Source organism: Actinopolymorpha pittospori (assembly GCF_014873875.1).
Taxonomy (GTDB): Bacteria; Actinomycetota; Actinomycetes; order Propionibacteriales; family Actinopolymorphaceae; genus Actinopolymorpha; species Actinopolymorpha pittospori.
The window spans coordinates 6,714,405-6,739,836 of the sequence record NZ_JADBEM010000001.1 but is presented as its reverse complement, the minus strand read 5'-3'; the positions used below and the strand labels follow the sequence as shown (position 1 = coordinate 6,739,836).

The 25,432-nt window shown below is 69.7% G+C and carries 21 protein-coding genes and 1 pseudogene; 8 read left to right on the top strand and 14 right to left on the bottom strand.

The features are described 5' to 3' along the window. Positions 1 to 184: 184 nt before the first annotated feature. Positions 185 to 919: a class I SAM-dependent DNA methyltransferase gene (locus HEB94_RS31400; protein ID WP_192753221.1), complete on the top strand. Its 735-nt coding sequence runs from the start codon at positions 185 to 187 to the stop codon at positions 917 to 919. Here the strand turns inward: HEB94_RS31400 and HEB94_RS31395 are convergent. The 3 genes from HEB94_RS31395 to HEB94_RS31385 form a co-directional block, all read right to left on the bottom strand. After that, positions 886 to 1,422, bottom strand: a complete 537-nt coding sequence (locus HEB94_RS31395) for an LOG family protein (RefSeq protein ID WP_192753220.1) — start codon at positions 1,420 to 1,422, stop codon at positions 886 to 888. The genes HEB94_RS31400 and HEB94_RS31395 overlap by 34 nt on opposite strands. Positions 1,423 to 1,477: 55 nt before the next feature. Further along, a complete protein-coding gene (locus HEB94_RS31390; protein WP_192753219.1) occupies positions 1,478 to 1,942 on the bottom strand; it encodes a universal stress protein in 465 nt (154 codons plus the stop codon). A 181-nt stretch (positions 1,943 to 2,123) separates the two neighbouring features. After that, positions 2,124 to 5,393 (bottom strand): sugar-binding protein, encoded by a 3,270-nt coding sequence (locus HEB94_RS31385; RefSeq protein ID WP_238361686.1) that lies wholly within the window; start codon positions 5,391 to 5,393, stop codon positions 2,124 to 2,126. A 438-nt stretch (positions 5,394 to 5,831) separates the two neighbouring features. On the opposite strand from HEB94_RS31385, the gene HEB94_RS31380 reads away from it, so the two are divergent. After that, positions 5,832 to 6,998 carry a GntR family transcriptional regulator gene (locus HEB94_RS31380; RefSeq protein ID WP_192753218.1) on the top strand — a complete coding sequence of 389 codons (1,167 nt, stop codon included), beginning with the start codon at positions 5,832 to 5,834 and terminating at the stop codon, positions 6,996 to 6,998. 35 nt (positions 6,999 to 7,033) lie between these two features. Continuing rightward, a complete protein-coding gene (locus HEB94_RS31375) occupies positions 7,034 to 8,365 on the top strand; it encodes an alpha/beta hydrolase family protein (protein ID WP_192753217.1) in 1,332 nt (443 codons plus the stop codon). Between the two features lie 68 nt (positions 8,366 to 8,433). Here HEB94_RS31375 and HEB94_RS31370 read toward each other — a convergent pair whose 3' ends face one another. The 4 genes and pseudogenes from HEB94_RS31370 to HEB94_RS54850 form a co-directional block, all read right to left on the bottom strand. Then, complete coding sequence (locus tag HEB94_RS31370; RefSeq protein ID WP_192753216.1) at positions 8,434 to 9,264, bottom strand: phytanoyl-CoA dioxygenase family protein; 831 nt, start codon at positions 9,262 to 9,264, stop codon at positions 8,434 to 8,436. A 195-nt stretch (positions 9,265 to 9,459) separates the two neighbouring features. Further along, positions 9,460 to 10,323: an NAD(+)/NADH kinase gene (locus HEB94_RS31365; protein WP_192753215.1), complete on the bottom strand. Its 864-nt coding sequence runs from the start codon at positions 10,321 to 10,323 to the stop codon at positions 9,460 to 9,462. Between the two features lie 113 nt (positions 10,324 to 10,436). Continuing rightward, the gene (locus tag HEB94_RS54855; protein WP_420481550.1) at positions 10,437 to 10,748 is read right to left on the bottom strand and encodes a PEP-utilizing enzyme; all 312 of its coding nucleotides are present in this window, start codon (positions 10,746 to 10,748) and stop codon (positions 10,437 to 10,439) included. Positions 10,749 to 12,061: 1,313 nt separating this feature from the next. Next, a pseudogene (locus HEB94_RS54850) lies at positions 12,062 to 12,889 on the bottom strand (PEP/pyruvate-binding domain-containing protein); the annotation flags it as partial. A gap of 154 nt (positions 12,890 to 13,043) precedes the next feature. Between HEB94_RS54850 and HEB94_RS31355 the strand changes: the two are divergent. Next, positions 13,044 to 13,586, top strand: coding sequence for a hypothetical protein (locus HEB94_RS31355; RefSeq protein ID WP_192753213.1), 543 nt, complete (start codon positions 13,044 to 13,046; stop codon positions 13,584 to 13,586). 47 nt (positions 13,587 to 13,633) lie between these two features. On the opposite strand, the gene HEB94_RS31350 is transcribed toward HEB94_RS31355, so the two are convergent. From HEB94_RS31350 to HEB94_RS31330, 5 genes are all read right to left on the bottom strand, one after another. Further along, on the bottom strand, positions 13,634 to 14,464 hold the full coding sequence (locus HEB94_RS31350; RefSeq protein WP_192753212.1) for a MerR family transcriptional regulator: 831 nt from the start codon (positions 14,462 to 14,464) through the stop codon (positions 13,634 to 13,636). A 45-nt stretch (positions 14,465 to 14,509) separates the two neighbouring features. Next, on the bottom strand, positions 14,510 to 15,319 hold the full coding sequence (locus tag HEB94_RS31345) for a GNAT family protein (RefSeq protein ID WP_192753211.1): 810 nt from the start codon (positions 15,317 to 15,319) through the stop codon (positions 14,510 to 14,512). Beyond that, the gene (locus tag HEB94_RS31340; protein WP_192753210.1) at positions 15,304 to 15,912 is read right to left on the bottom strand and encodes a GNAT family N-acetyltransferase; all 609 of its coding nucleotides are present in this window, start codon (positions 15,910 to 15,912) and stop codon (positions 15,304 to 15,306) included. Before HEB94_RS31340 ends, HEB94_RS31345 begins: the two co-directional genes overlap by 16 nt. A gap of 193 nt (positions 15,913 to 16,105) precedes the next feature. Next, a complete protein-coding gene (locus HEB94_RS31335) occupies positions 16,106 to 17,392 on the bottom strand; it encodes a hypothetical protein (RefSeq protein WP_192753209.1) in 1,287 nt (428 codons plus the stop codon). 121 nt (positions 17,393 to 17,513) lie between these two features. Continuing rightward, positions 17,514 to 17,972, bottom strand: a complete 459-nt coding sequence (locus HEB94_RS31330) for a nuclear transport factor 2 family protein (RefSeq protein ID WP_192753208.1) — start codon at positions 17,970 to 17,972, stop codon at positions 17,514 to 17,516. Positions 17,973 to 18,196: 224 nt separating this feature from the next. Between HEB94_RS31330 and HEB94_RS31325 the strand changes: the two genes are divergently transcribed. The 3 genes from HEB94_RS31325 (at position 18,197) to HEB94_RS31315 (ending at position 21,240) form a co-directional block, all read left to right on the top strand. Continuing rightward, positions 18,197 to 19,105: a class I SAM-dependent methyltransferase gene (locus tag HEB94_RS31325; RefSeq protein WP_202896654.1), complete on the top strand. Its 909-nt coding sequence runs from the start codon at positions 18,197 to 18,199 to the stop codon at positions 19,103 to 19,105. Positions 19,106 to 19,150: 45 nt separating this feature from the next. Then, on the top strand, positions 19,151 to 19,780 hold the full coding sequence (locus tag HEB94_RS31320) for a TetR/AcrR family transcriptional regulator (protein WP_192753207.1): 630 nt from the start codon (positions 19,151 to 19,153) through the stop codon (positions 19,778 to 19,780). Positions 19,781 to 19,866: 86 nt separating this feature from the next. Next, positions 19,867 to 21,240: a phenylacetate--CoA ligase family protein gene (locus tag HEB94_RS31315; protein ID WP_192753206.1), complete on the top strand. Its 1,374-nt coding sequence runs from the start codon at positions 19,867 to 19,869 to the stop codon at positions 21,238 to 21,240. 96 nt (positions 21,241 to 21,336) lie between these two features. Here the strand turns inward: HEB94_RS31315 and HEB94_RS31310 are convergent, their stop codons facing one another. Further along, entirely contained in the window at positions 21,337 to 22,728 is a 1,392-nt protein-coding gene (locus HEB94_RS31310; protein ID WP_192753205.1) for an FAD-binding oxidoreductase, read from the bottom strand. A 61-nt stretch (positions 22,729 to 22,789) separates the two neighbouring features. On the opposite strand from HEB94_RS31310, the gene HEB94_RS31305 reads away from it, so the two are divergent. Continuing rightward, positions 22,790 to 23,767, top strand: coding sequence for a helix-turn-helix transcriptional regulator (locus HEB94_RS31305; protein ID WP_192753204.1), 978 nt, complete (start codon positions 22,790 to 22,792; stop codon positions 23,765 to 23,767). Between the two features lie 32 nt (positions 23,768 to 23,799). Here HEB94_RS31305 and HEB94_RS31300 read toward each other — a convergent pair whose 3' ends face one another. Continuing rightward, positions 23,800 to 25,398: a glycosyltransferase family 2 protein gene (locus HEB94_RS31300; protein ID WP_192753203.1), complete on the bottom strand. Its 1,599-nt coding sequence runs from the start codon at positions 25,396 to 25,398 to the stop codon at positions 23,800 to 23,802. Positions 25,399 to 25,432: the final 34 nt, after the last annotated feature.

The following is a 25,432-nucleotide window of genomic DNA, read 5'->3' as shown; positions in this document are numbered from 1 at the left end:
TAGTGGGCGTCGCGAAGGGGCGTCAACCGCGGGAGCACCGTATGGGCAAAGCCGGACGACTTTGTGCCCGAGACCGGGCATCTTCTTGGTGGATGGGCGAATCCGCGCCTCGGCGCGGACACGCGTTCGCCACACCGCACGCCGGTCGTGGAATGCGCGGGCCGGTCGTGTTTGGATCGTGGGCATGACGACGGACCCGACCTCAGCCGACACCGGCCCACCCGAGGACGCACCGTCAGGCGGTGCGACGAACGCGCGCGACGCGCGACGGTCCGCGCAGGCGTTGGCCTTCGACCGGATCGGAGCGCGCTACGACGAGGCCTTCCCGCACAAACAGGAGCAACTCGCCGCCGGCGAGTGGCTGGCCGCTCGGCTGGAGCCGGGCAGCCGGGTGCTCGACGTGGGATGCGGCACCGGGATGCCCACGGCCCGTCAGCTGGTCGACGCCGGCCTTCGGGTGACCGGGATCGACATTTCCGCGGGGATGCTGGACCTCGCTCGGGCGGCGGTGCCGGAGGCGTCGTTCCACCAGGCCGACGTCATGGATCTCGACGAAACCTGGGGGCACTTCGACGGTGTGGTCGCGTTCTTCTCACTGCTGATGCTTCCGCGGCGCCAGATCATGGCCGCGCTGCGGCTCCTGCACGGTCTGCTGACGCCCGCCGGCCTGCTGATGCTGGCGATGGTCGAGGCTGACCTGGACGACGTCGAGTTGCCGTTCCTCGGCAGCCCCGTACGGCTCACCGGCTATCCCCACGACCAGCTCCGCGCGGTCGTCGAGGCCACGGGCTTCGAGGTCGTGGAGCAGCGCCACCGCACCTACGCGCCCGAGCACGAGGACACCCCAGCGGAGACCCAACAGTTCCTGTACTGCCGTCGTGGGACTCAGGCGGCGCCCAACCGCTCCAGCATCACCTGAGGGTCGGAGGCGACGATGAGCGCAGATCGGCCGGCGGGTCGCAGGAACCCCGCCTCCACCATGTCGTCGAGGAACTCGACCAGGCGGCGGTAGTAGCCCGCGACGTCGAGCAGTCCGACCGGCTTGTTGTGCAGGCCGAGCTGGGACCACGTCCAGATCTCGAACAACTCGTCCATCGTCCCGGCACCACCGGGCAACGCGACGAACGCGTCGGCCAGGTCGGCCATCCGCGCCTTGCGCTCGTGCATGCTGTCGACCACGTGCAGCTGCGTGAGACCGCCGTGCGCGACCTCCCAGTCGTTCAGGTGGGCCGGGATGACACCGATGACCTCACCACCGGCTTCGAGGGCCGCGTCGGCGAGTACGCCCATGATCCCGACACTCGCACCGCCGTAGACGATGCCGATCCCCTTGCCGACCAGCAACCGAGCGAGGTCGGCGGCGGCCTCGGCGTGGGCCGGGACCAGTCCGGGTGAGGAACCACAGAAGACGCATATCCGCATGTGCCCCAACTCTAGGGCGTCCCCCATGGGGCACCGCACGGCGCCGGTGCTCCGATCATGGGAGGCCGCCCACCTCGCCCTGGCCCCGCTTCTGGCGACACACCAACACCACCGGACAGCTCGCGCGGTGCGCGCACTCGCGGGCGACCGAACGCAGCAGCGCCGCGATCAAGCTGCCGTGCCCGTGGTTTCCCACCACGAGGAGGTCCGCGTCGCGCGCGGCCTCCAGCAGGACCTTGGCGGCATCACCGTGCTCCACCGTCTGCCGCACCTCCACCGGTGGTCCGGCGTGCAGAGCGTCGTCGACGCAGCCGGACAGCGACTCCTTCGCCCACGCGGCGAAGTCCGCGTCGGTGAAAGGAGTGTCATAGTTGAACGTCGACGGATATTTCCAGACGACCATCGCGTCCACCACCGCGCCCGTCAACCGGGCCTGCCGCACGGCCCAGCCCAGAGCGGCCCTGGACTCCTCCGAACCGTCGACGCCCACGACGATTCGCCGCTCGTCCACGTCTGCCATCGCGCGGTCACCTCCCCGCGTACCCCCGAGGGCTCCGCACACCGAAGGACGACGTCGCCTCGAGGCGCCGACGAACCGGCGCGTCGCCTCGCCTCCACCTCAATTGTGAACGGCCAGAACGCGGGGTGGGAGTGCCTCAGGCCCACAACTCCGGAGGCACTCCCCACCAGTGGACCCCGGGCTAGGACGCGTCGGCCAGCCGAACCGGCCTGAACAGCTCCGGGTCCTTCGACCCGCCGATGCCCGAGCCCCACTCGATCCAGCCCTTGCGCCCCGTACCGTCGTTGTCGTTGACGAGGAACGACAGGCTCATCAGTCGATGGTCAGGGTCGAAGGGTGCGACCTTCTGCCACGGCATCGCCAGCTCGTAGACGGTCTCGTCCGCGGCGTCGTCCCTGGTCACCTTCAGATCGACGTCGGTGACCGGCCCGGCCGGCCCCTGTGCCGACAACCACCGGTACGCCTGCGGCCCCTGCGCCGTCAGGGCGACGCCGTACTCGTACCAGGTCGTGCTCTCCCCCGGCAGGCCCCCGGTGACCGTGAACTGGAACCCGTCACCGGACCAGATCTGGTCGCCGGTCGCCGGTTGGGCGTGCGTGTCGTCGTGGATCCGCGCGGAGAGGTACAGGTTGTCCGCGTCCCAGGTCCACCAGGCGGTGCCACTCAGGTCGTCCGTACCGCCGTAACCGGGCATCTCGACCTGACCCTCGGCGGCGAGGTCGATCCCGGGTACGCCGCTCATGTCGTCCAGTACCCCGTCGACCGTGATCGACTTGTGCGCGAGCGCGCGGACGTCCGCGCTCTCCGGCAAGGAGACCTTGCCCCGTACCACGACCTCGCTGAGGCCGGGCGAGCTGAGCCGGAGTTCGAGGGGGTACGCCTGGCCCTTCGGGATGTCGCCGAGCGGTACGTCGGCCGTTCGGGTCGAGCGGCCGGGCACGGCCTCGGGCAGGTCGATCGTTCCCGTCGCGTCACCGATCTTCCAGGACACCGCCTCCACCGACAGGGCCTGGCTCGCGTGGTTGGTGACGGCAACGGTGAGAACGTCGGCGCCCTCCTTCAGGACGTGGGTGGCGCTGAGTCCGAACGGGTGCGTCACCTCGACCCGGACGTCGAGCCGGGCCATCGCTCGACCGCGTACGACGAGGTCACCCACGAGGTCGCGCGGACCGGTCCGAGACTGCGCCGGCACGCTCACCGGGATCTCCGCCTTCGTTCCGGCCGGCACCGAGACGGGGACGGAGGCACCGGCGATCTCGAAGGTGCCCCGCACCGGCGCCTGTGGCGCCTTGGTCGTGTCGATCGTGAGCGTCAACGGAACGGGTTCACCGAGCACCGCCTGACCGCCGTTGCCGGCCGTCAAGGACAACTTGCCGGTGACGCTCACCTCGACGTCACCCGCGACGTAGATCGGGTCACCGGACAGCGACAGATGAACCTGCCCCGCCTGGGGTGTGTAGGTCTTGGCCACGCCGGTCAGGTCGGTCACCGTGATCGGGTCGTCCGTCCGCACGGTGACCACGGTGGGATCAGTGGACCACAGGACGCGGTCGGGTTCGCCGTCCTTGGTGAAGACGTAGCTCGACACTCCCGAACCGAGGTCTTCCTGGTGGTCGAACGTCGCACCGGTCAGCTGCCGGGTCATCGTCGCGTAGGAGACGAACGCCGGCTTCGGCGTCCACGCCCCCGCCGGGTCGGAGGTGTTGCGGACGATGCCGAAGTTGTTCTCGTTGTAGGCCGGGTCGAGACCGTCGTTCATGAAGTCGTACCAGAAGTACCGCTCGACGCCCTGGGAGAACGCCACCACGTGGCTGCGGACGATGTAGGACGCCTGCGTCGACTCGCTGACGCCGTTCCCACCGGTGTGGGTGGGCCAGCCCTGCTCGCTGATCCAGATCGGCTTGGGTTTGCCGCCGTTGTAGCGCTTGATGAGGTCCTGGAGGTCGGCGAGACTCTTCGCCGCCAGCTCGGGCACGGCCGGGTAGACGTAGGGGTGGACCGAGACCACGTCCATGTACTTCAGGCCGCCCAGCTTGAACAGCTCCTCCAGCCAGTCCAGGGGCACGCCGGCGGTGACCGCGCCGGCGACGGTGACGTCGGGGGTCTGCGCCTTCACGCGTTCGTAGGTCGCCTTGAGCAGCGGGAAGTAGTAGTCCGCACGGTTGTCGGCGGGTCCGCCACCCTGGTCGCCGAAGCCCGGGATGTTGAACTCGTTGTAGACCTCGAGCCACTTCACCTGGCCGTCGAAGTGCTTCGTGGTCGCGGCGGCGAAGTCACCGAACCCCGCTCGGCCCGCGTCGGTGTAGGGCGTCGCGTTGTTGTCGTAGAACGGGTTGGTGTAGGCCGCGATCGGCAGCCATTGCATGCCCGCGTCCTCGACGGAGGACTGCAGCGCGTCGTAGCGCTGGAAGCCGTAGCTGCCCTTCGTGGCCTCGATGGAGTTCCAGAACGCGTCCTCGCGGAGGTTCTTCACCCCGGCCTTGGCCATCAGCGCGGTGATGCCGAGGTTCGACGTGCCCGAGATGTGTGCCGCCATGCCGAAGGGTGAGTCGGCGAGACCCGCGGTGTCGAACGGTGTCAGTCGGGCGAAGGTGGTGTCACGCGTCGCGAGGACGGCTCCGTCCCGTTCGGCGGTCACGGTCAGCCGGTAGTAGCCGGGCTGCTGGATCGGCAGGGTCAGCGTGGTTTCGCCCGGCTCCACGGCCGTTCGTTCACCACCCACCCGGCTCCCCGCGAAGTCGTAGGCCTCCCAGCTCAGCGCGTCGCCGTTCGTGACGACGGAGATCCGGCTGGGTTCCGAACCCACGAAGACGTTGCCCGGCTGGACCGGTCGCAGGTCCAGGTCGGAGGCCTGCGTGGTCACGCTCACGTCGTCGAAGCGCACTGTGCCGTTCGTCCGGCCGCCGAGGAGGCGTCCTCGGTCGAGGATGAAGGTCACCCGCTGGGCCGGTGCGTGCCAGACGCCGTCGTTGGCGCCGCCGAAGTGGGAGTACCCGACGCCCCCGTCGAACCTGGTCACCTCCAGCTGCTGCCAGGCTCCGCCCGCCGCGAGCGGGAGTTGTTGTTGGTGTGCCTGACCGGTGGAGTCGAACACCCGGACCACGAGCCGGTCCAGGTCGGCCGACCTCGTCCAGAACCGCAGCGAGGTGATGTCGAGCCCGACCGGCCGGCTCACCTCGACGTAGTTACCGCCACCGCTGAAGTCACCGGAGAGCAGGCCGGAGTGTTCACCCTCGTGCGCGTCGGCGGTGTCGAACTGGAAGTCGCCCCGGGCGCCGGGAAACTCGTTCCCCAGTCCCAGTGCCCATCCCTCCGAGCCTGTTTCGAAGTGACCGATCACCTCACGTACGTCGGCGGCACCGGCCGGCATCGGTGGTGCCGCGACCAGTGCTGCCGTGGCGGCGACCGCGGCCGCCATGAGATAGCCGAGAACCGAACGGATCCTGCGCATCTCACCTCTCCCAAACCATCGTCACGACCGTTTTTGGACGCTGTTGACCGCTGCTCGGGAACTGCCCTGGCCGTACCGGATCCGTGGTCGAACCCGTTGCTGGACAGGCGTTGACTGCACTGCCACTGCGGTGTCTCACGAAGCCGGCCCGCGGTTCGGCATCGTTGCGGCGGGATCGCTTCGGCGTCGCTCGCGAATGCTGCGCGTCGTGCCGCGGCCCGTGTGGGACCTGGTGGTCCGGGGCACACGAGAGCGGTCGCACGACAGGTAGGAAAGCGTTTACGGCGCACCGTAGTAATGCGTTATTAACATGTCAATGGACGGACAAAAAGCCGGCAATCCGTGTGCTACGGTCACCGGCAACCGTTTGACATGTCAAAAAGCGTGTGGCCCAGGGCGTTCCGTTCGACCGGAGCAGGCAGGCGTGATGGAGGCGTGATGGACGATCCCGGGTCACCCGCGCCGCTCTACGACCGGATCAAGCGAGAGATCCGTGCGGCGATCGTCCGGGGCGACTACGTTCCGGGTGCGCCGTTCATCACCCAGCGGGAGATCTGCGAGCGCTACTCCGTCAGCAACACCACCGCCGTGCGTGCCCTCAACGACCTCGTCACCGAAGGCGTGCTGATCCGCCGCCGGGGAAAGGGCACCTACGTCGCGGACCAGGACACCCCCAAGCCCGCACCGACCGGGGCCGACCGCAGCATCGCCTGCGTCGTCCACGGCCTGCAGGGTCCGCACGTCTCGCAGTTGGTGAAGGGCGTGGAGTCGATGTGTTCCGAACTCGACTACCGCATGTATCTCAGCGAGTCCGACGCCTCCGCCGAACGCGAACGCCGCGCCCTGCGGCAGGCCGTCGACACGCACGCGCACGGCGTCGTGCTCTATCCGGTCGAGGGACAGGTCAACGGCGACCTGGTGGATGAGCTTCGGCGTCGGCGGGTACCGCTCGTGCTCGTCGACCGCTACCGCACCGACCTCGCCACCGACGCGGTCATCGTGGACAACTTCACCGTCGGCTACCAGCTGACGAAGGAGCTGATCGACCGCGGCCATCACCGGATCGGCACGTTGTGGGGGGAGACGCAGTGCACGAGTGTCCGGGATCGGCTGACCGGCCACAAACACGCACTGCGCGACCACGGGCTCCCGGTCGTGCCTGAGTTGACCGTGCTGCAGTCGTTCCAGACACTTCCGGACGCCGGACGGCGTGCCGCTCTCGCCAGGCTCCTCGGCTCGACCGAGCCGCCCACCGTCTTCCTGTGCTCCAACGGTTACGTCCTCGCCGCGGCCGCCAACACCCTGCTCCAGTTGGGAGTCGAGATCCCGGTCCAGGTCGACCTCGCCGGCATGGACGACGCGGGCCCCTACGACATCCTGCCGCTGACCGCGGTCGCCGCGGTCCTCCCCTCCTACGACATGGGCCGGAAGGCGATGCGGCTGCTCGCCGGCAGGATCGGCAGCGACGACCCCTACCGCGAGGTCGAGCACGTCGTCCTGCCGGCGGTGATCCGCACCCGCGACACCGCCACCGCCTACCTGCGGGCCGTGATCTCAGCCGATCCGCTGCCACCTTCGTCGAACCAGCCATCGACCTTCGGGTGAGGCGCCCGGCGGTGTTCGCTGGGAGCGTTCCGGCCATGCGCACTCTCAGCCGTCGAAGTCTGCTCGGCGGGCTCACCCTCGCGTTGGTGCCGATCACTTCGGGGAACGGCCCCACCGCCTCCGCGAGCCCCGCGCCACCCTCGACGTTCCTGCCCTCGACGTCCCTGCCCACCACGTCACGCCCGGCCCTGCTCACCGCACCGAGGGGCGCCGGCCCGCTCAGGCTCGAACTGCCCAGGCCGACCGGACCGATCCCGGTCGGGACGACCGAACTCCACCTCGTCGACCACACCCGGCCCGATCCGCTGGTGGCGGGTCGTGTGCGGGAACTGATGGTCAGCGTGTGGTACCCGGCCCGGCCGGGCCGGCGCCACCCGCTCGCGCCGTACATGCGGCCACACGCCGCGGCCGCGTTCGCGACGCGGACCGAGGCCGAACTCGGCCTGGCGCCCGGCCAGGTGGACTGGACGGGGATCACCACCCACGCCGCGTCCGAGGCGCCGGTTCGGACCGGCGCCCGCGGGAACCCGGTCGTGCTCTTCTCGCCCGGACGTGGCGTACCGCGAACCCTCGGGACGCTGCTGGTCGAGGAACTGGCGAGTCGCGGGTACGTCGTCGTCACGATCGACCACACCTTCGAGGCGAACGAGGTGGAGTTTCCGTTCGGGCGGGTCGAGAAGCTTCAGGTACCGGCGATCGACCCGACCGAGCTCAACCGCCTGCTCATCCAGATGCGCGTCCAGGACACCCGGTTCGTGCTGGACCAGCTCGCGGTCCTGGCCGCGGGCGGTAACCCCGACGCGGAGGGTCGGCGGCTACCGGCTGGACTCCACCACGCCCTCGACCTGTCGCGGATCGGGATGTTCGGCCACTCGGCGGGCGGGTTCACCACGGGCGAGACGATGCTGGTCGACCGGCGCGTCGACGCGGGAGCCAACCTCGACGGGAGCATGGCCTACAGCTTCTCCCGAGGCGAGTTCGGGCAGGTCGTGGAACGTGGACTCGACCGGCCGTTCCTGTTGATGGGGGCGGGCCTGAGTGACGGCGCGCCGCACACGCATCTGGGGGCCGTGGACTGGGGACGGTTCTGGGAGCGTTCCACCGGGTGGAAGCTCGACCTGCACGTGCCCGAGGGAGAGCACATGACCTTCACCGACCACGAGCCGCTGCTGCCGCGGCTCGCCGCGGCCTTCGACCTTCCGGAGGCGCTGGTCACCAGCACCCTCGGCACGGTTGATCCGGCACGCGTCGTGGACTCGCTGCGCGCCTACCTGCCGGCCTTCTTCGACCAGCACCTGCGCCACCGACGGCAGCGGCTGCTCGAAGGGCCCTCGCCACGCCATCCCGACGTGAGGTTCGTGCGGTGACGGTTCGGTGAGACTTCATTGACGAGTGCGGGGTCACCTCGGTTCTTCGAGGTGACCCCGCACACCGCTCACTGACCGTCTTCGGGGCTGTGCTCCTGCAGCCAGGTACGCAGCGGCACGTCGTCCTCGGACGGCGAGTAGTGGCCGTTGGCGTTGACGCCGTAGCCGAGCAGCTGCTTACGGATCGGGCTGCTGGTGGGCCACAGATCCTGGACTGTCATGTCGTCCTTCGTCCGGATCCAGCGGTAGCCGTAGCCGTAGAAGAGGACCTTGCGCGTGACGTTGGACCAGTTCGGGCTGGCCGCGTGCCACAGGCGACGGTCGAAGAAGACCGCGGTGCCGGGCTTGGCGAGCACCGGGACGGCTCCTTCGGGCTGGCCCTTACCGTCCGGGATCTCCAGGCTGTCGGTGTGGTGACTGCCCGGGACGACCCAGAAGTTGCCGCGTCCCTCTTCGCTGGTGTCGGAGAGGAAGTACGCAACCTTGATGGACAGGCGCGGCCGTGGGCTTTCCATGTCGCGGTTGACCCGGCCGGAGTCCTGGTGCCATCCGAAGGTCTTGTCCGTCTTCTCCAGGCCCGAGGGCGGGGTCACGATCAGGTGGCCGTGGTAGAGGTAGATGTTCCAGCCCAGGATGTCCAACACCTTGGGCAGGATCCGGTCGTAGTCCACCAGGTCGGCGAAGACCTGGTCCACGGGGATGAAGTTCGGGTAGAACATGGCCACGTCCGGCTTCGCCTTGCCGGCGGCGAGCTGGCGCTCGTGCAGAGCGTCGGTCGCGGCTGTCAGGTCAGCCAGTTGCTGGGGCGAGATGGCGTTCTCGATCTGCAGAATGCCGGTCTCTTCGAAGGTCTTGCGTTCCTCGTCGGTAAGCCGGTGTTGCAGGCACGACGGATCCATGAGAGGTCTCCTCCGGGCGGGCGGGGCGGTGGTTTGACGAGAGACCTCGGCGTCATCGCCGAAGGGAATGCGAGAGGTCGTATCCAGGATGCGAAATTATTCTTCCTCTTGACGGAAGCTTGCCGCGCCTTGTTATAACCGGTCAACCGCTTCGCCACTGATGTCAATATTCGGCAACGCGACGGGCCGTCGGAGCTACTCGACCTCGAGGCTGCCGCTGACCTGAAGCTTGCGCCGAGCACGCTCGTAGAAGCTCGCCCGACCGAGCCGGATGACCTGGGCCGCCGCCCGTACGGTGGTGACGTCCAGTCGGTCACCGGGCACCGCGTAACCCGCCACCCGGCCGTCCACCTCGACCGCCAGCCGTCCGCTGACCGGGAGCACTTCCAGGGACGGTTGCTCATCGGCCGGCAGGACGAGCGCCCGGTCGAAGGTCGAGTGGGCGGCCGCCGCCACCACGAGGACGGCGTCCACGCGGGGAGAGACGATCGGTCCGCCGGCCGAGAAGCTGTAGGCCGTGGACCCGGTCGTCGTCGCCACCAGAACCGCGTCGGCGGAGTAGCGGACGAAGGGGCGGCCGAGGACGGAGATCGCCACCGCCGCCGACCCGTGCCCGGGCACCCGGACGAGGGCGATGTCGTTGAACGCGGTCACCGCCGCGCCGTTCGGGAGGATCGTGCGGATGGCCATCCGCGGCTCGACCGTGTAGCGATGCTCGTCGATCGCCGTCAGCGCCTCGGACAACTCACCGACGTCGATCTCGGCGAGGAAGCCCAGCCGGCCGAGGTTGACACCGAGGACCGGCGTGCGACGTCCCGTGACGAGCGCCATCGACCGCAGCATCGTGCCGTCGCCACCGAGGCTGATGAGCAGGTCGGCACGGTCGGCGAGCTCAACGGCGTCGATCGGGGTCGCACCACACCGAAGGCGCCCGACCTCCTCGGTCAGGCCGAGCACGTCCACGTCGCGAGCGCGGGCCCACTTCACCACGGCGTCGATCGCCGGCGAGGCGTCGCGCTCGGGGTGGAGCACCAAGCCGACAGCGTGAACCAACCCCATACGCCCCACTGTAGGGGGCGAGCCGCTGCCGGGACCGCCCGAATCACCGCTTCCGGGGTGCATGTACGCGCTGTGGCGTATGCCCACTCTCGGTGCCCGTGCGGACGGTGGGGTCAGCCGGGTTCCGCGAGTCCCGTCGGACCGGGCAGCGGTGTCACCGTGCCATGGGTCCCGTCGACGGACACGCGCTGGCCGTCCCGCAGCAGGCTGGTCGCCATACCCGTACCCATGACAGCCGGGATGCCGTACTCACGGGCGACGATCGCGGCGTGGGAGGCCGCCCCGCCCGCATCGGTGACGACCGCGCCGGCGAGCGCGAACAGCGGGGTCCACGCGGGGTTGGTGAACGCGCAGACCAGTACCTCACCGGCGGCGAGGTCGCCGAACCCTTCCTCGTCCCGGATGATCCGGACCGTGCCCGCCACCGTACCCGGGCTGGCCGGGACACCTCGGATCGTCCGTCCGCCGTCGTCGGGTCCGGCGGGCTCCGGTCGGGCAGAACCCGGTAGGTGGGCAGGACGCGGTTGCGGGCGGATCGACGCCGCTCGACAACCTCCCCGGCGCGTTCGGCTCCCTGACGTACCTCGTCGAACTCCAGGAAGAAGATGTCGGTCGCGCTCGCGAGCGTCCCGCGGTCGACCAACCGCCTGCCGAGTTCCAGCAGCAGCCGACGCTGTGCGGCCGCCGGACGCATGAACAGGAAGGCGTGACTGTCCTCGCGGAAGCTGGTGCCCGTCCGCGCGAGGCGGGTCATCGCGAGGACGAGGGGGACGAGCGCCCGCGCCCGCGCCGAACGCTCCCGGCGCAGGTCCTCGCGGACGGCGACGAACCGGTTCCGGCCGGTGCCTTCCTTGCCGCGTCCAGCCGCGTTCCGGCCTGCCAGAGCCTTCACCAGCCGGTGCACCACGGCGGGGGTCTCCCCCATCGTCGGAAAGCCCGCCATGGACATGGTGGGCTGCCGGTAGCCGTAGTGCCGCAGGAACCCGCCCACCTCCTCGAGGAACGCCGTCCCGACCTGTGTCCGGGCGAGCCGGCGGGGTATCGCGTCGGGTTCCGTGCGGTCGTAGATCTCGGCGAGTTCGGGCGTCGCCTCGACCGTGGCGGCCAGCCGGTCGAGTTCGTCGTTCACGGTTCGGGTGACGCTCGGGATGTCCGACATCAGATCCGCGTGACTGGCCCGGGCTCGCGCCGGAGCGAGCGTCAGCGAGAGCAGCACGGCGACGACGCGGTCGGCGAGCACCCGAGGAACCGCCGCGCCGAACCGGGAGGCCACCAACCGGCCCTGGGCGCGCTGGATCTCCGCGACGTGGTCGAGCAGCGCTTCGTCGGACCAGGTGGAGAGGTCGACCTGATCGACGCGTTCCAGCAGCGGGAGCAACGTCGTCCGGTAGTGCGCCATCCAGCGTTCGGGCTGAGTCCGGATCGTCGCCACCAGGCGTGGCAACCCGGCCGGCAGCCGGACGACGGCCCGTGGGGTGAAGCGGATCGCCGGCGGCCGGAGTTGGAGAACACCGTCGGCGACTTCGGTGAGGAGATCCTCGGCCGCCGGTGCGGCCAACCCCGCGGAAGCCATCATGCGCACCAGTCCACGGACGACGGGCCGCACAGTGAGGGAGTTGTCCATCGGGTACGGCGGGAAGGGTACGTGGTCGGCCGCCATCGCGGCCCGTCTCGTCAGGCCCTTGGAGCGTCCGCGTCCGCTCCTGACGGACGCCGGCTCGGCCGGTTCGGCCGGCTCGGCCGGTTCGTCCGGAAGCGCGGTCATCGGCCGGGCCTGGAGGAGCGCGCACTCCCCCTCGGCGTAGGCCCACTCGAGGTCCTGGGGGCCGCCGAAATGCCGCTCGGCCTCCCGGGCGGCCCTGGCCAGCTGCGCCATCAGCCGGGGCGGGAGATCGTCGTCCGACGGAGCGGACAGGACTCCGGCGGCGGAGTCCTTCGACACGACGTACCGCTGCCCCGTGGCCTCGCCCGACACGAGCTTCTCCCCCAGCCCGCGAACGGCCTCGACGACGATCTGGTCCCGTCGGCCGGTCACCGGGTCGGCCGTGAACAGCACGCCCGCCCACTCCGCGTCCACCATCTCCTGGACGACGACCGCGAGCGAGACGTCGTCGCTCCACTCTCGCTGCCGGCGGTAGGCGACGGCGCGTGGGGTCCACAGGGACGCCCAGCACCACCGGACCGCATCGATCAGGGCCTGCTCTCCGGCGACGTCGAGGAACGTGTCGTACTGGCCGGCGAAGGAGGCGTCGGCGAGGTCCTCGGCGGTACCGGAGGATCTGACCGCGACGGCCCGCGCACCGCGGTTGCCGAACGCGTCGAGCACGCCTTCGACGATCTGGTCGGGGACCACGGCGTTCGGGATCCGCTGACAGGTCTCCGCCGGGTCGCAGGCATGCAGTCCCGCCGAGTGCAGGAAGTCCCGGTAGGCCGTGGTCGTCACGACGAATCCCGGGGGTACCCGAAAGCCGGCCCGGATCAGGCCGCCGAGGTTGGCTCCTTTCGCGCCGGCCGCGGCGACGTCCTCGCGGCGCACATCGCACAACGCGATCGTGTAGGCGTCCATGACGGTTCAGCCTCCTCGCCCCGGGTGAGACTCCACGGTCGTGACTTATCGAAGGATGACATCACAGACCGTCTCCGCACGCCATGCCACGAAGGGGGTGTCCGACCCGGGCGACAGGACCGAACCGCGGTCGGCCCGTCCCTACGATGTCCGGATGGCCGAAACCGAAGCGGGCGACCAGGTGACCTCCGACGACACGTCCTGGGATGGTTCGGCGCTTCCGCGCGACATCCTCCGCACCCTCGACTCGCCCAGGACCGTTGAGCAGGTCGCGACACAGTTGGAAGTCAACAACGCCCGGGTGCTGTGGTACCTCCGCAAGCTCGAGGCGAGCGGCCGGGTCGTCGTGACTGGGGGAAGGTGGACCCGTACGCCCGAGGGAAGCCGACTGCTCGCCGGCCCGTCGTCGGTGCCGGAGGGAACGACCATGCCGGGCCAGACGGTGTACGACTTCCGGCAGGCGTTCGCCGACGCCGCGGCCGGGATGTTCGGCGACACCTACGTGCAGGCAGGCGGTGAGCACGGCGGCCGGCTCTCCCTCGAGCAGGCCGCGGAGTTCAGGGAACGCTTGACCAGCCTGGTGGCGGAGTACTTCGCGCCGGGCAAGGGAGATCGCCGTGGTGTCAAGTACGGCTTGCATTGGACGCTGACACCGACCGACCTGCACCCGTTGGGCGACGACGACCCGCCCGCCTGACCTGGCGGGCGGGTCCGACGTCGCGTCCCCGTCAACCGCGAGTCGCGTCAACCACGGGTGACGGAGACCTGGAACTCGTGCACCCACTTGTCGGGATCCTGCGGGTCGAACTCCAGGCAGACCTCACGCGCATAGCCGTGTATGTGGTAGCCGTTGTCCTCGATCCAGCGAGCCAGGATCTGCATGCTCCGGTCCGCCTCGTCCATAGAACCGCGATGGACGATCGTCGCTGCCGACTCGATCTCCGGCAGGTCCAGGATCGCGAAGTCGTACGCCGGATCCGGTCCGACCGACACCGTCATCGCCGCGTGCACGGTGACGGCCTCCTCGGACACCTCAGGCGCCGGTTCGTAGTAGGCGATCGACGGCCCGTAGCAGCCCACCGCCGCCGCGTCGAGCAGTTCGCACAGCCGCGGGTACAGCGGTTGGATGACTGGTCCGATGTCCTTGCCCTCGTAGCTCGCGGCGAGCGCGGCCAACTCCGCGACCCGGACCGCCGGGATGTGCTTGAGGACGACGTCTTCGGTGAGCATTCGACCCTCCGTCTCGATCATCCGGAGCCTCGCCTCCACGCCGGTGAGCCGGTCGGTGTCGGCCGAGATCTGCGCCTCGAGCTGAGCACGGCGCAGGCGCAACATGCCGCGTAGCTCCTCGGCGTTCACCTTGTCGTCGAGGATCGCGCCCACCTGTTCGAGGGTGAAACCGAGATCCTTGAGAGCGACGACGCGGTTGAGCCGGCGCAGCTGGTCGGCTTCGTAGAGCCGGTAGCCGGTCGCTGGGTCGACGACGGCCGGGGACAGCAACCCGAGCGCGTCGTAGTGCCGCAGCATCCGGACCGACACGCGGCCGAGCTTGGCGAAGTCTCCGATACTGAACATGGCACGTCCAACGGTCGGGCCTGACACCGTGTCAGGGTCAAGTTCTCATTGTCGCTCCGAATCCCCCGCCGCCAGGAGGGGACGGGACGAGCCGACGTCGTGGCGGACCCAGACGTTCGGCTCGACATAGGTCACGTGCCCGGCGCGGGTGTCGCAACGCACCGGGACCAGCGCGTACGGCACCTCCACCTCACCGTCCGCGTCGAACGCCAGTCCCGTCCACGCCCGCCAGTCGGCCAGCGTCGCGGCGATCACCCACGACGTCGGCGCCACCGCGACGATCACGCCACCGGCCCGTACGTGGGTGCGCAGCCACGGGTCGTACGGCATACCGTCGGTGCGCACCCGCGCCGCGTACTCCCCCATCGTCGTCCAGGGCTCGCGGTCCTTCCAGGTCGGTCGAACGGGCGCGACCAGGGTGGACAGGCCCGCGTCGCGGACGGCATCGCGAAGCGCCGCGAGTATCAGGCGGGACAGGCCCTGTCCCTGAAGCGACGCCGCCACGGCGATGTTCAGGGCGCAGGCGGCGTTGGGCTGGACACCCCGTCGTTGGTCGGCGAACGCCCAGACGACGGCCTGCTCCCATCCGCCGTCGGGAAGCCGCGCACGCCCAGGTCCGCCCAGTGCGAGCGGGACCGCCTGCCCGTCGGCCACGACCGTCCCGTCGTCCGTCGTCGCGAGCAAGCAGATCTCCGGGAACACCTGTCTCGCCTGCAGAAAGTACGCCTCCGCAACGCGGTTGAATCGCATGAACTCGCCCCAGGGACCGGCATCGAAGTGGTACCTCGATGGCTCCGGACGCTCCGCGACCGTCGTGATCTCGACCTGCACTCCGGCGGTCAGGGTGTGTCGCATGTCGCGGCACCTCCTCGCAGCGCCCGTACGTAGCGCCGGCAGACGTAGACCCGCCGGAACCGCCGTCGCAGTTCGGCCTCCCGCTCCCGCGGTGCGTGGACGAACGCCGTCAGCGGCGGGTCCAACCCGGCCGGGCTCTGGAATCCCGCGGCGTCATCCTCGTGGCTCTTGTAAACGTGCAGGTAGCTGAACGCCTCGGTGAAGCCGGAACGGAGGTACCACCGGTTCGCGGGCACGTCCTCGCGCGTCCACACATCGAGTGTCTCGACGGCACCGGCGTCTCGAAGCTCGGTGAGGACCGAGTGCAGGAGGGCGGTTCCGAGCCCGCGTCGTGCGTGCTCGGGATGGACGGCGAGCACCTCGATGGTGGCCTTCGCACCCGCCACCGCGACGTCGATCAGACCGACGACGGCCTCATCGACGACGGCGACCCGCTGGATCGCGGGGGCTGCGTAGCGGGGGCGTTCGACGGCAACGTCGTCGTAGTAGTTGGTGGAGAAGAAGCTCAGCAGGCGGCAGCGGAGCCAACTCGCGGCGTCGCTGCGCTGGTAGGGGCGGATCTGATGTTCGGGGATGCCGGATTCGGCGCGCATCTGAGGTCCTGTCGAAGAGAGGCTGACGCGAGCCCGTTCGCCGTCAAGCAACCTCGACGAGGCGCGGACCCGAGGAACGCGTGCAGATCTCACTTCGAGCGCATGGACGCATGCTGCCGGAGCCGGCGAGCCGGGCGCAAGATCCTTTTACCCTGACGCCCGGCCCGTTACAGAGGCCAGAACGACGCGTTCGTCAGCCGTAGCGGCGCTGCAGGACCGTCTGGTAGTCAGCGGCGCCGCCCTTGACGCCGAGGGTCAGCAGCTTTCCCGACGAGGTGATCCTCGCGTCGACGACGGGACCGGGCGGGATGACCCTGCCGCCGGTTCCGAACGCCGGGTCCGGCGCACCGGTCGCCCCGGTCACTCGGTAGAGGATCCCCTTGGCCGACCCCGTAGAGCCGTTGTTGATGCTGACCACGACCTTGCCGGCCGGTGCGATCGTCAGCGCGCCCGGGACGAAGTAGCCGACCCCGTACCTGATCAGACCACCGGACCCGAATCCCGGCATCCCCGTGCCGTCCGGGCCCAGCTTGTGCAGGGCGACCCTGGCCTCACCACCGGACCCGTCCGGGTTGAGGTCGGTGAACTGCCCGAGCAGGAAGACGGCGCCGTCCGCGCCGATCGCGACCCGGCTGACCTTGTAGTCGCGGTTGACGGCGCCGATGACCTGGGTGCCGCCCTTTCCGAAGGTCGTGTCGACGACGCCGCTCGTCGCGTTCGTTCGTGCGACGATGATCCGGCTGCGGGCGTTGTCGGTGCTCGACGCCAGCACGAGCGCGCCCGTGGGTGTCACAGCCATCGCCTTGCAGAACCCGAAGATCGCGGGTAGCGGGCGCAGGCCGTTCGCGCCGACCGCCGGGTCAGGCTCGCCGTCGGCAGTGAGTCCGCCCACGAAGCTCTGGACCGTGCCGGACCCGACACGGGTCGCGCAGTAGCGCACCCGCCCGTCGGCCAGGACCGCGATCGCTCCCACGTCCGCTGTCTCGACGCTCCACTCCTGCCCACTGGTCCGGCCGAGCTTGGTGATGCGCCCGGGCCGGGTGATGTGCTGGGTGGCGACCAACGGCGAACCGTTCCTCGGGTCGACCGCCGCGCCGACCACCGTGGTGCCGGGATCCATGACGTACCCCATCTCGGGGTCGATCGCCCTGACGGCGCCGGAGTTGAACGACCGGTCCATCGCACCGGTGCTGGTGAGGCTGGCCAGAGTCGCCACTCCCAGGGTCTCGACGTCGTAAGGATCTCCGCCGAGGTACTTCGTGTCGCCGCCGACGACGATCGCGCCGTCGTTCCACCCCGGCAGGATCCAGCCCGGCGAGAGTCCCCACTCCGTGATCCTCACGGCAGCGGTGCCGTTGGTTCCGTACGACGGGTCGAGTCCGCCGGCGGCGGATGCCGGTGTGGCCGGCAGCACGGCGACCGTGACGGCGAGCACCCCCGCCCCCAGTGCGCTGATCCCGCGTCTCGTGATGGTGCTCATGACGTCCCCCAAACCGCGCGTGCGCTCGTGGATCTTGTCCGGAGGACGTTTCGCCCACGGGCGAGGTTGCGGTCACTACCGAAAAGTTATCGGGAGCGTCATGCCCTGATGAGAAGCGCGTTCAGCGCAGCGGGAACAGCTGGCCGTGCTCATTGGATGGCCGTGGGCCGTGGATTCGACGTTCGGACTCCTCGATCGCCAGGTCGTTGATGCTCGCCTCGCGCCGACTCATCAGTCCTTCGCTGGTGAACTCCCACAGCTCGTTGCCGTAGCTTCGCCACCACCGGCCGGAGCTGTCGTGGCACTCGTACTGGAACCGGACCGCGATGCGGTTCTCGTGGAAGCTCCACAGCTCCTTGCGGAGTGCGTAGTCCAGCTCGCGCTCCCACTTCCGCGTCAGAAACGCCACGATCTCCTGGCGTCCGGTCACGAACTCGCTTCGGTTGCGCCACACGGAATCCTCGGTGTAGGCGAGAGCGACGCGTTCGGGGTCCCGGGTGTTCCAGGCGTCCTCAGCCGCCTGCACCTTCTCGCGAGCGGTTTCCAGGGAGAACGGCGGAAGTGGTGGTCGCGATGTCATTGCTTCCCTCGTCGATGAAGGAGCCCGTCGCGGCTGTCCGCTGGTCCTCGTGCGGGCGGTCGTTCAGGGCGCCGGTGGCGGTCCGAAACGACGCTACCCGGCCCTTGCCCCCTCCCCCGGGATGCCCGCGCCGCGGAGCCGCCTTCCGGATCCGCCGACCTGCCGCCCAGGCAGTTCGCGGGCAGTCCGAGGGCATGGATCGAAGGCTTGAAAAAAATCCTTGGATGTGTTATACTGCGATTTCTTCACGTTACGGTTTCCGGCGTGACGACTCTCAGCAACTCTGCTTTGACAGCTGCCGCGGCTCGCGCGGCCCACCTGATCGTCGACGACCCCCGCCGCTCTTCGCTGACACGCTTGCCTCCACCCTGCTCGGCGACCTGGCCGAGGGACTTCTCGGCTATCACCGGGCCCACGGCGAGCACGTCATCCTCGCCGGAGCGCGCACCCAGGTGCTCTGCCGCAGCCGCTACACCGAGGAACGCCTCGCGGACGGGGTGCGGGCCGGCCTGGGCCAGTACGTCATCCTCGGCGCGGGCCTCGACACGTTCGCCTACCGATCCGACCTCGCCGAGCGGATTCGGACCTTCGAGGTCGACCATCCGGCGACCCAGGACTGGAAACGTCAGCAGCTCACCGACACGCGGATCCCGATCCCCGCGACCGTCACCTACGTACCGGTCGACTTCGAGGCCGAGGACCTGGACGAACGTCTCCGCGCCGCGGGTTTCGACCCCTGCCTCCCGGCGCTCGTCAGTTGGCTCGGCGTGAGCATGTACCTGTCCCGCGCCGCCATCGCCCAGACCCTCGCGGTCGTCGGCGGTTTCGCGCCGGGCACCGAGATCGTCCTGGACTACATGGTTCCGGAGCGGTTGCGAGACGCCGCCGGTCAGACCTACGCCGAAGGCGTCGCGGCCGTCGCCGCCGAGCGCGGTGAGCCCTGGTTGAGCTTCTTCACGCCCGACGAGATGGCCGCACTGCTCACCGAACACGGCTTCGGCGTGGTCGAGGACCTGTGCCAGCGGGACATGTTCGACCACGGCTGGGGTGCGCGCGACGACTCACTGCAGCCGGCGCTGCTGTCCCGCGTCGTCCGTGCGCGGTGCGCACGGCCTGTTGATGCCACGTCCTAGATTTTTCTAGTTGCTAGAAAATTCTAGGAGGTGCATATTGGGGGCATGGAGGAGTCGCGGCGCGCCCGGAAGAAACGGCTGACCAGGGAGCGGATCGCCGCGGCGGCCATCAGGCTGTTCGAGGAGCAGGGATACGAGCAGACCACGGTCGCGCAGATCGCCGCAGCGGCCGATGTCGACGCCAAGACCTTCTTCAACTACTTCCGCAGCAAGGACGAGGTGCTGTTCGCCGACAACGAGCAGGACTTCGACGTGCTGTTGGAGGCCATCGCGCAACGCCGGCCCGACGAGAGCCCCGGCGAGGTTCTGGCGAGGATGGTCCGGGAGTACGCCGCCCACCGCCGGCCCAAGGTTCCCCCCAGAAAACCCGAGGAACTCTCGGCGACGGCCCGACTCGCCCTGACCACGCCCGCTCTCCAGGCCAAGGGGCTGTACCTGCTGCTGGATCTGCAGCAGCGGATCGCCGGCGAGCTGGTGAAGGCGTTCCCCGACCAACTCGACCCGATCACCGCGGCGGCGATGACCGGATCCCTGCTCGGCGCCATCCAGCAGGCGAGCCTGGCAAGCGTCCAGCTCGGCCGGTCGCAGGACGAGCTGTGGGAGGCCGCCCAGCACGGCCTCGACGTCGCCCTGCGCGGCCTGCTCTCGGTACGACCGTCTGGCGAAAGCCCCTGATGACAAGGGTTTTCACCGGACGGGGAGTCGAGTCACCTCCAACGCCACCAGCGGGATCCGCTCGGTGGGGAAAGGATCAGGCCGTCATGGGGGAAAGCCTCCGACAGCTCGCCCGGGACGCGCGACGCGCCACAGCCGAGGGCCCCGAGGGGATCACGCGACGCCAGCGCGTCCACCTGGCCGACCTGGTGGCCTACGCGCGCACCAACTCGCCGTACTACCGGGAGCTGTACGACGACCTGCCGGCCGAGCTCGACGACGTCACGCGGCTCCCGGTCACCGACAAGAAGTCGTTGATGAACCGGTTCGACGACTGGGTCACCGACCGGGAGGTGACCCAGGAGAAGGTGGAAGCGTTCGTGGCGGACCCCGGTCTCGCGGGGCAGCGGTTCCTGGGTCGCTACCTGGTGGCCACCACCTCCGGCACCAGCGGTCTACGTGGCCTCTTCGTCATCGACGATCGCTACAGCGCCGTCCACACCGCGCTCGGATCGCGCGCCGGCGGGGTGGTCGGAGCCGGCGACCTCATCCGCATGGCCGCCCGTGCCGGGCGTACCGCCATCGTCTCCGCGCCCGGCGGCCACTTCTTCACAGTCGCCACGAAGGCCCGGTTTCGCCTGGACCACCCGTGGCTCGGCCGCATGATGCGGGTCTTCTCGATCCACCAGCCGCTGCCGGACCTGGTCGCCGAACTCAACCGGTACAACCCCGCCAGCCTCGCCGGCTTCCTCGGCATGCTCACGCTGCTGGCCGGGGAGCAGGAGGCTGGTCGACTGCGCGTCCGCCCGGCGGTTGTCATCCCCGGCGGTGAGACGTTGAGCGCCCAGGCCCGGGAGCGGATCGCCACCGCCTTCCACGCCAAGGTCCGCGCCGCCTACGCCGCGACCGAGTGCGGCTTCCTCTGCCTGGGATGCGCGTACGACTGGTACCACGTCAACAGCGACTGGGCCGTGGTCGAGCCCGTCGACGCCGACCACCGGCCTGTCCCGCCCGGTCAACCGTCGCACACGGTGCTGCTGAGCAACCTCGCCAACCGGGTCCAGCCGATCCTGCGGTACGACCTCGGCGACAGTGTCCTGCTCCGCCCCGAGCCGTGTCCGTGCGGGAGCCCGTTCCCCGCGATCCGTGTGCAGGGCCGCGCCGCCGACCAACTCGCCTTCCCCACCAGCCACGGCGAGCAGGTCGACATCTCGCCCATGCTGTTCGGGACGCTGCTGGACCGGGTTCCCGGCGTCGCACAGTTCCAGCTCGTCCAGACCGCGCCCGCGACGCTGCGGGTACGCCTGCGGTCCGCGGATGGTGCCGACGGTGACCACGTCTGGGAGACGGTGCGCGCCGAGATCGTCCACCTGTTGACGGAGCACAAGGTCGCCGACGTCACCCTCGAACGTGCCGCCGAGCCACCGCAGCAGTCCCCCGGCGGCAAGTTCCGCAGGATCATCCCTCTGGCGAAGGCGTAATGACACCCGAAGACGGGTCGGGCCGCTGTCAACCTCATCCTGCTGTCGACCTCGGCCCGACCGTGCGCTGCGGGTCTGGCGTCAACCTCGGCCTGCTCACGTCCGGATGGCCGGCGGGATGACGTGGTTGCTGTGGAACATGCCCTGCGGGTCGTACACCGCCCTGGTTTCGGTGAGGCGCCGATAGGCCTCGGCCGAGAACGCCGAGCGCACCTGGTCCTGCGTCAGGGGGCCGTAGCTGAAGTTGAGTGAGCGTCCGAGCGTCCTTTCGGCGAAGGGCGCGACCGCCTCGTCCTGCACGGCACGCACGAGTTCCTCCTGTCCGGGTTCGACGGGTGAGAGCACGTTCAGCGAGTACGCCGCCTCTCGATGGCTGACGGCGCTGGCGAGGGGCGGCGGCTCGGCCAGCGCGCCGCCGAGGTGGCGCAGTCCGACCACGCACATCACCGGGGCGCTGGGTCCGGCCAGCTTCGTGAGCGCGCTGAGCGCGTCCGGCTCGAGGTCGCGCAGCAGCGCGTTCCGCGACCGGTAGGCATGCGGTCGGTCTGGTTCGTCGAACACCGTGCCGGACTCGGTGTAGGGAATCTCGCGCAACGTCTCCCGGAGGAGGCCGCCGAGTGCGCGAAGCGGTTCCACCACGAGCCGGCCCTGCTCGACGGGGCCGAGCCAGCTGATCTGCACCTGTGCGACGTGTCGGCCGCGCAGCGACTCGGGCACCATCGGCAGGTTCGGAAACGGCAGCATCGCCACGGCGGAGGTCATCTCCTCCGGCACCGTCGCGGTCCAGCGGCGCCAGCCGTCCAGCACCTCCGGCACCTGGCGGACGTCGAAGTACAACCCGCCGCCGTAGATCCGGCTGACCGGCACCAGGTCGATCTCCATCCCGGTGACCACGCCGAAGTTGCCGCCCCCGCCACGCAGCGCCCAGAACAGGTCGGGTTCGTCGTCTGCCGTCACCCGGTGGTGCCGTCCGTCGGCGGTCACCAGGTCGAGACGGCGCACGTGGTCCGAGGCGAAGCCATGGCGTCGGGCCAGCAGGCCAACTCCCCCGCCCAGGGTGTAGGACACGGCGCCCACCCCGGGCGAGCTACCGGACAACGGCGCGAGCCCGTGCGGTGCGGCCGCGTCGATCACCCGCTGCCAGCTCGCTCCGGCCTCGACCCACGCGGTACGACGCCGCGCGTCCACGTCGACTCCGGACATCCGACGGGTACTGATCAGCACACCACCCTCGAGGGGTCGGCCGAGGCCGTGCCCGCTGGCCTGGACCGCGACCCTGGTCCCGTGCGCGGCGGCGAACCGGACGGCGGCGCGCACGTCCTGCTCGTGTCCGGCTCCCACGATCATCGCGGGCCGGTGCGCCGCGACTCGTTGGAAGCCGGTGCGTTCCTCGTCGTACTCGTCCATACCGGACAGATAGACCGGCCCACGCATCCGATCACGGAGCGGGCCGAGCGCGGCGTTCAGGTCACCTCGTGCTTCGTTCATGCCTTCACGCTAGGAACCGTTGCGGACTTATCTTGTCCGCAAGGCGTGGCAATCTGAGGCAATGAGCGAGATCTCCGCCCGCAAGGACATGCCCGCCCGGCTGTTGCGGCTGCTGGCGATGCTGCAGAGCCGACGCGAGTGGTCCGGTAGCGAACTCGCGGAGCGGCTCGGAGTCACCGACCGGACCATCCGCAGGGACGTCGATCGGCTCCGCGCGCTCGACTACCCGGTGGCGGGCGTCACCGGCACGGCCGGCGGCTACCGGCTGACCTCCGGCCGGAACCTCCCACCCCTGCTGCTCGACGACGACGAGGCGGTCGCGGTCGCCATCGGTCTGGTGACCGCGGCGAGCGGCAGTGTGGCCGGGATCGAGGAGAGCTCGATGCGCGCGCTGGCGAAGCTGGAGCAGGTGCTGCCGGCGCGCCTGCGACCCAGGTTGGCCGCGGTCAGCACCGCCACCGCCGCCGTACCCCATCCGGACGCACCGCGCGTCGACCCGAGCGTCCTCGCCGTCCTGGCATCGTGCTGCCGGGACCGGGAGATCCTCTCCTTCGACTACCGCGATCGAGGCGGGCAGACGCGTGCGCGCAGGGTCGAGCCGCACAGTGTGGTGACCGTCCGGGGGTACTGGTACCTCCTCGCCTACGATCCTGACCGCGCCGACTGGCGGATCTTCCGGGTGGACCGGATCGAGGGGATACTCCCCACCCACCGCCACTTCGCCCCGCGCGAGTTGCCCGCTCCAGACGCCGCGACCTACCTCACGCGGTCGTTCTCGACGGCTCCGTACCGCTACACCGCCTGGGTCAGCGTCCAGCTCTCGGCGAAGGCACTACTGGCCGGGCTGTTCGCGTCGGTGCCCGGCAGTATCGAGGAGCGTGGTCCCGACGGCTGCGTGGTCCGGCTCAGCGCGGACTCGGCGGAGCTCGTGGTCCAGTACGTCGCGGCGATCGCGGCACTCGGTGCCGAGTTCACCCTCGACGCACCCGAGGAGATCAGCGAGCGGTTGCGGGAACTGGGACGCCGGCTCGCCGGGTGATCGGTGCCGCCCGCTTCGGGAGCGCGATGGGGTCAGCGGGAGGGCCGACTGATCCTGAAGCTGAGGTTGCCGAGCGCGGTCCAGTACGGCTGGACGACGGCCACCTCGTCCGTAGCCACCGCAGCCACCGCGTCCCCGTCCAGCGTTCGGGTCTCCGCAGGCGCGCTCGAGTCCGCCAGCGGGCCGTTGGCCCGCCCCAGTCGACGCTGGGGCCCCCACCCGCACGTCTCGGCCCGGACGAAGCAGTCCCAGGTCCCGGCGTCGAGTGGCCGGCCCAGCTTCGCCGTCCACACGTCCAGGTGGGCGGAGGCCCGCATCCGGAGGTGCGTGCCGGACCCGTCGACACCCTCGATCGCCTCGCGAACCCCGACCTCCGGGACGAGCGCACTGGTGGTCGGCAGCGGGTAGTCTCCCTGGTCCTCGCGACATCGCAGGTAGACGTCCAGCCGGCTGTCCCGCACCAGTGCGGTCGCGTCGAACGCCTCGTCCGGCAGTCTCGTCCGCAGCGCGCACGGGGGTTCCCACAACAACCTGTCGCCGCGGCGGCGAAACGAGACCGGCGCTCCGTCGGCGTAGACCAGGTGGGCGCTCGCCTCGACCACCAGGCCAGCACCCGTCCACCGCACGGCGTCGAGGCTGGCGGCGATGGTGAGCCCGTGTTCGGCCGCCGTGAGTCGGGCGATGTCGCCGTACGCACCCGCGCGCAGCAGCCGCGATCTCACCCGCATCGACAACGGGAGGAACCGGTCGACCCCGCTGGAGAAGCGTTCGAGGGCGAGTCGACGGATCTGTCGGTAGTGCCGGTACCTGCTGGGGCGCAACGGCCGGCCGAGAAACGCCCGTCCGGTGAGCAGCCGCAGCATCTTGGCGTGGTACCAGTACGCATACATCTGGTCGCGCTCGTCGCCCGGCTCGGTGTGCGCGTCGACGATGTCGAGGACCTCCCGAAGCGCCTGGTAGTAGGCGATCGGATCGAACCGGCGAGCGGAGTGGTGTGCGCGGCCGGGCAGCCTGATCCAGTGACAGCACACGTCGTCGGCGAGGACGCTGATCGTCTTCGCCAGCAGGTACGCCCTGACGACCATGCGATGGTCCTCGAGCCACGCGGGACCTTCGGGAAACCGGAGGTCGTGCTGGCGCAGGAAGCTGGTCCGGAAGAGCTTGTGCGGGGTCATGAAGCCGAGCAACCTGTCCGCGAGGATGTCCGCCCGCTCGCGCGAGGCGGCGAACATGCTCTTCGGAACGCCCCTTCCACCGTGGCCGACCACCTTGCCGATCACGATGTCGGAGTCACATCGCCTCGCCATGGCCTCGAGCCGTTCCAGGGCCGGTGGAGCCAACCGGTCGTCCTGGTCGAGGAAGTACACGTAGTCACCTTCGGCAGCGGCGACTCCGTTGTTGCGTGGACGTCCGGGCCCGCCGCTCGGGTCGTTGTGGATGACGCGTACCCGCGGATGCCTGTCGGCGAGATCGTCGAGGAGCCGCGACGTCCCGTCGGTCGAGCCGTCGTCGACGAACAGCACCTCGTAGTCCTCTGGCGGCATGGACTGGTCGAGCACCGACTCCACACACGCGTCGAGGCAGGACCGTGCGTTGTGGATCGGGACGACGACACTGACCTTCACACCCATGGTGAAAGGAACATCGCCCGCGTGGGCACCACAC